General features: G+C 40.1%; 6 protein-coding genes. 1 reads left to right on the top strand and 5 read right to left on the bottom strand.

Going from position 1 to position 5,067, the window contains the following annotated elements:
* On the top strand, nucleotides 1–655 hold a 655-nt coding region (locus tag ACESMA_RS11715; protein WP_372949007.1), incomplete at its 5' end, for an HAD family hydrolase.
* On the opposite strand, the gene folK is transcribed toward ACESMA_RS11715, so the two are convergent.
* The 5 genes from folK to cysS form a co-directional block, all read right to left on the bottom strand.
* Nucleotides 652–1,677 carry a 2-amino-4-hydroxy-6-hydroxymethyldihydropteridine diphosphokinase gene (gene folK, locus ACESMA_RS11710; protein WP_372949006.1) on the bottom strand — a complete coding sequence of 342 codons (1,026 nt, stop codon included), beginning with the start codon at nucleotides 1,675–1,677 and terminating at the stop codon, nucleotides 652–654. The two genes, ACESMA_RS11715 and folK, sit on opposite strands and share 4 nt — an antisense overlap.
* 194 nt (nucleotides 1,678–1,871) lie before the next feature.
* Nucleotides 1,872–2,261 (bottom strand): dihydroneopterin aldolase, encoded by a 390-nt coding sequence (locus tag ACESMA_RS11705; RefSeq protein WP_372949005.1) that lies wholly within the window; start codon nucleotides 2,259–2,261, stop codon nucleotides 1,872–1,874.
* A gap of 10 nt (nucleotides 2,262–2,271) precedes the next feature.
* A complete protein-coding gene (locus tag ACESMA_RS11700; RefSeq protein WP_372949004.1) occupies nucleotides 2,272–3,000 on the bottom strand; it encodes an SDR family NAD(P)-dependent oxidoreductase in 729 nt (242 codons plus the stop codon).
* Between the two features lie 98 nt (nucleotides 3,001–3,098).
* Complete coding sequence (locus tag ACESMA_RS11695; protein ID WP_372949003.1) at nucleotides 3,099–3,710, bottom strand: riboflavin synthase; 612 nt, start codon at nucleotides 3,708–3,710, stop codon at nucleotides 3,099–3,101.
* A gap of 159 nt (nucleotides 3,711–3,869) precedes the next feature.
* Nucleotides 3,870–5,067: cysteine--tRNA ligase (gene cysS, locus ACESMA_RS11690; protein ID WP_372949002.1), on the bottom strand; the 1,198-nt coding region annotated here is incomplete at its 5' end.

Raw genomic sequence — 5,067 nt, 5'->3', positions numbered from 1 at the left:
TAATGAACCGTTTAATGAATTCACTCAGTCCGATTACCTGAATTATGTAGATGGAAAACCTCGTTACAAAGGAGTGGCTTCGTTTTTGGAATCGCGCGGGATTGATTTGCCATGGGGTTCGCCTGAAGACAGCACTGATGAAGAAACCGTTTGCGGATTGGGAAATCGGAAAAACGAAGCATTTAACGAAGTGCTGAAACGAGAGGGTGCAGAAGTTTATCCATCATCTGAAAAGCTACTTTTTGAATTAAAAGATGCCGGCGTTAAGCTGGGAGTGGCCTCGTCGAGCAAAAACTGCAAGGCTGTGCTGGAGGCAGTGGATTTGCTTCATTTGTTTGGAACGCGTGTTGATGGAGTTGTTTCTGCTGAACTTGGCTTGCAGGGAAAACCCGAACCCGATATTTTCACCACAGCATGTGAAAACCTGGGAGTTAAGCCCGAAAACTCCATAGTTGTTGAAGATGCCGTTTCGGGCGTGCAGGCTGGTGCAAAAGGCGGTTTCGGATTAACACTTGGAATTGCACGAGAAGGAAATGTACAAGAATTACAAAATAACGGTGCCGATTATGTGGTAACCAATTTGGAAGAAGTGAATGGAGTTAAGGGTTTGAATGAACTGTTTCTAAAATTTCGTAAAAAACAGGTTCATCCTTAACTTATTTCCTGAACACTTATTTGCAAAAAATCGCGGGTGTAATAATCCTCATCCACAATTTCGCCGTTCCAAACCACAATGTCGAGATCGATGGTTCGCGGTCCGAATTTAGGCGCCGAACGATCTCTGCCCAACTGATCTTCAATTTTTTTTAAAAGCTGATTTAATTCTTGTATGTTCAAACCGGTCTGAATTTTTACAGCGCCGTTGGTAAAATCCGGCTGATTTTCAATTCCTATAGGTTTGGTTTTTAGTAAAGATGAAACCTTTAAAATTTCAACATGCTTCGCCAAAACTTCCAGCATTTTTGAAATATTTTCTTCTGCATTGATGTTAGAGCCGATGCCGATGATAACAGTACTTGTCATACTATGACTTGAAGTCATGGTATGACTATCCTCATTAAACCCGACATGCCCCAAAGGTTTCGCTGCGAGTTTATTATTTGAAGACATAACAAGATTTTTATCTTCAGAACCAAGGGGCAAAATGCCTTCTTTTTTTAATAGCTCATAATCAATAAGCTTACCTTTTCTTAATCCCAAATAATCCTTAAATGAAGAAAACTCCCAATCTTCAGCTTTTTCCACCAACCCAGAACAAACCGGATTTTGATGCACATATTCAATACAGGTTTCCAGGTAACTTTTTCCTTCAGGAATATTAATTACAGTTCCAAAAACTGTATTCCAATAAGCGGGTTCAATTTTAATTTCATCTTTTAAAAGCTTAATACCGGTATGTTGCTGAAAAAGAGAACCTGAAAATTTTTCCTTTTTCTGGATTGCACGGGTGTAGGAACGCAAAAGAATACCAATCGAATAATTAAAAGTTCTTTGTTTGGTTTTTTGATTGCTGTTCTCAGCCACAGTCAAACCATGACTTTGAGTCATAGTATGTTTGGGATTCTGCTTCTCCTGAATCTCAATTGTTGTTTTATGAACAAAAACAACCCAGTGAAAATGATTCGGCATTAGACACCAGGCAATGATTGAAGCGTATGGAGAAATATGTTCTTTCATTTTACGGAGAAAAAAAAGGTAATTTTCACTTTCGTAAAAAATTTTCTGACTGTTATTTCCCCGGTTATAAATATGATAAAAGTAACCTGAATCAACATTCATAACTAAAATAATAAGATTTAAAAGATGCAAAATAAAATAAGTCATAGCATGACTTGAAGTCATACTATGATTGGTATTACTGGTTTTTGTACTCAAGTCATGCCATGACTTTGAGTCATAGTATGACTTTGTTGACTCCTTTCCATGACCAGCGAAACCGATTCGGCAAAACGCAGTGCATGAGGTTTGTCCACTTCCACCCTCGCCCATTTTGCTTTTTTATCTTCCAGAATGAGGTCGAGAATTTTTTGGGTAAGAACTTCCAGCAACTTGAACCGCCCGTCCTGCACCAGGGCAATCACTTTTTTGGTGATGGTTTTGTAATCCAGAATGTCAACCGGTTCATCTACCTCAAGTGCCTGATGCGAAATTTCGGTTTCAATTTCGAAATTGATAACAACGTCCTGCTTGTTTACCAGTTCTTCAGGATTGAACCCAATGTAAGTACGCAGTAACAGGTTTTTAACTTTTATTCGTGCCATATTGAGAAGTTTAAGCGTTTTGACCCAGATTTTCACCGCCATCTGCAAACAACAGTTGCCCGGTGAGGTGATCGTTTTCCAATATAAAATCAAGACTATTCAGAATTGGTTCCAAACCGCCAGGTTTTTTCATGGGAATATTTTCAGCCAGATTCCAAAGGTAATTTTCATTTTTATCTTCCGGAGGAAGCGATACTCCCGGTGCGATGGCATTCACCCTGATTTCGGGGGCAAATTCCAGCGCTGCCATTTTGGTCAGCTCCCAAAGTCCTTTTTTGGAAAGCGAATAGGCGGCAAAATTTGATTTGTTTGAAGTAATCCGCGTATCCACAAAATTGATGATGTTGCCATTTTTGCAATGGTTGGCAAAATCACGCATCAGCAAAAACGGGGCTTTCAGATTTACGTTTATCTGACTGTCAAACAGTTTTTTGTCCGTTCCTTTCAGATAGCCCGGATTAAAAACCGAAGCATTGTTCACCAGTAAATCAAAAGGACCAAATTCCGAAACCACAAGCGGAATTACTCTTTCCACCTCACTTTCGTTTGCCAAATTTGCTTTTGCTCTTCCAAATTTTTGTTGGGGATATTTTTTGCGAAGTTCATTTTCAAGCTCTTCTGCCGGTTTTTCAGATGAATTAAAATGAATAATAATACTCCAGCCCTGAGCGGCCAAATGTTCCGCCAACGCTTTTCCAACCCTTTTTGATGCGCCTGTAATTAATGCTATTTTGTTCATACAAAAATGTTTCTTTAAAACTACAAAATCTGTATGAACAAAACACCATTCGTGGGATTTTGTTTCAGAAAATGCCGGATAGCATTAAACAACAAATGTTATTTTGTGTAAGTATTCAGCTTGCTCAGGTATTTTCCAATGATATCGAATTCCAGGTTCACAACAGTTCCTTCTTTAAACGTGTGGAAATTCGTCACGTCGTAAGTAAAAGGAATAATCGCCACCTGAAATGAATTGTCTTTCGAGTTTACCACGGTAAGGCTCACCCCGTTTACAGACACCGAGCCTTTTTCCACTGTCATGTAACCTTGTCGTGCTTTTTCAATATCAAAATCGTATTCAAAAGTGTAATACCAGCTTCCGTCGGCTTCTTCCACTTTGGTGCACACAGCGGTTTGGTCCACATGTCCCTGAACAATGTGTCCGTCGAGGCGACCGTTCATCACCATGCTGCGCTCCAGGTTAACTTTATCGCCCACTTCAAGCAAACCAAGGTTCGACTTCAGCAACGTCTCTTTAATAGCAGTCACTTTATAGGTTTTGGCTTCCTTGTTCACCTCCACCACGGTTAAACAAACCCCGTTGTGCGACAGACTCTGGTCCACTTTCAACTCACCGGCAAACGAACAGGTGAGCGTAAAATGTACATTCTCTTTCTCTTTTTCTATGGCGGTTACCGTTCCAAATTCTTCAATAATTCCTGAAAACATAAATAAGTCCCCTATTTTCCCCCAAAGGGGGATTAAAATTATTAGTTTTTAAATTCTTTTATTATCAATTTTACTTTCCAAGTTTTTGAAATATGGCATAAAATTTTCTTAAAGCAGCCATCTTACTCCTCTCCTTTGGAGAGGTCGGGAGAGGTTTTTTTATTTCAGACTCCATTCAAATCCTTCTTTGGAGTCTTTTATTTCAACACCCAGCGCATTCAGTTCATTGCGGATTTTATCGGCAGTTGCCCAGTCTTTACGTAATTTAGCTTCCTGCCTCAGGTTCAGCACCAAATCAATCACCTTGTCGATTATTTCACTTCCTTTTTCCTTACCTGAAGCAGATTCGGATTTCAATCCCAGAATTTCAAAAACAACGGTATGGAAAAATGATTTCAAATCCTTCAAATCTGAATCGGCAATTTTTTCCTGACTGGCTTTTATGGAATTAATCATCCTTGCACCATCAAATAAATGCGCAATGGCTACGGCGCTGTTTAAATCGTCATTCAATGCCACAAAGCATTTTTCTTTCAACCCGGACACATCCACCGTTGATTGTTCTGATACCGGCAGTTTTTCCAGCGTTTCCAAAGCGGTAAAAAGCCGTTCCAAACCTTTCTCCGAGGCCTGAAGTGCTTCGTTGGAAAAATCAATAGTGCTGCGGTAATGCGCCTGCAAAATAAAAAACCGGATAGTCATTGGGGAATATGCTTTTTCCAGCATCTCGTGTTTTCCTGAAAAAAGTTCGTCAAGGGTTATAAAATTTCCCAGTGAACGGGCCATTTTTTGTCCGCTGATGGTAATCATGTTGTTGTGCATCCAATAGCGAACCGCCTCTATTCCCTGACTGGCTGTGGATTGTGCAATTTCACATTCGTGGTGCGGAAAAGCAAGATCCATTCCTCCACCGTGAATATCAAACACTTCGCCCAAATATTTTGTACTCATGGTTGAACATTCGAGATGCCAGCCCGGGTAACCGTCGCTCCATTTCGATGGCCAGCGCATAATATGTTCCGGCGTCGCTTTTTTCCATAATGCAAAATCAAACGGGTTTTTCTTTTCATCCTGACCTTCCAATTGCCGGGTATTGGTTTTTATATCATCCAGATTCCGGCCCGAAAGTTTGCCGTAACGATACTTTTCGTTGTATTTTTCCACATCGAAATAAACCGAACCGTTCACTTCATAAGCGTAGCCTTTTTTAAGGATAGAATCAATAAACTGCTGTTGTTCAATTATATGTCCGGAGGCTCGTGGTTCTATATTTGGAGGTAAAACATTCAATTGCTGCATATTCCGGTGGAAGGTGTTCATGTATTTTTGCACCACTTCCATAGGCTCGAGCTGTTCT

Origin of the sequence: Mariniphaga sp., assembly GCF_041687215.1 — a bacterium.
Lineage (GTDB): Bacteria > Bacteroidota > Bacteroidia > Bacteroidales > Prolixibacteraceae > Mariniphaga.
This window is presented reverse-complemented; position numbering and strand designations above follow the sequence as displayed.

Excerpts from the sequence above, each read along its gene's own strand:
- folK (WP_372949006.1), bottom strand. The coding sequence starts at position 1,677 with ATGAAAGAACATATTTCTCCATACGCTTCAATCATTGCCTGGTGTCTA.
- ACESMA_RS11705 (WP_372949005.1), bottom strand. The coding sequence starts at position 2,261 with ATGGCACGAATAAAAGTTAAAAACCTGTTACTGCGTACTTACATTGGG.
- ACESMA_RS11700 (WP_372949004.1), bottom strand. The coding sequence starts at position 3,000 with ATGAACAAAATAGCATTAATTACAGGCGCATCAAAAAGGGTTGGAAAA.
- ACESMA_RS11695 (WP_372949003.1), bottom strand. The coding sequence starts at position 3,710 with ATGTTTTCAGGAATTATTGAAGAATTTGGAACGGTAACCGCCATAGAA.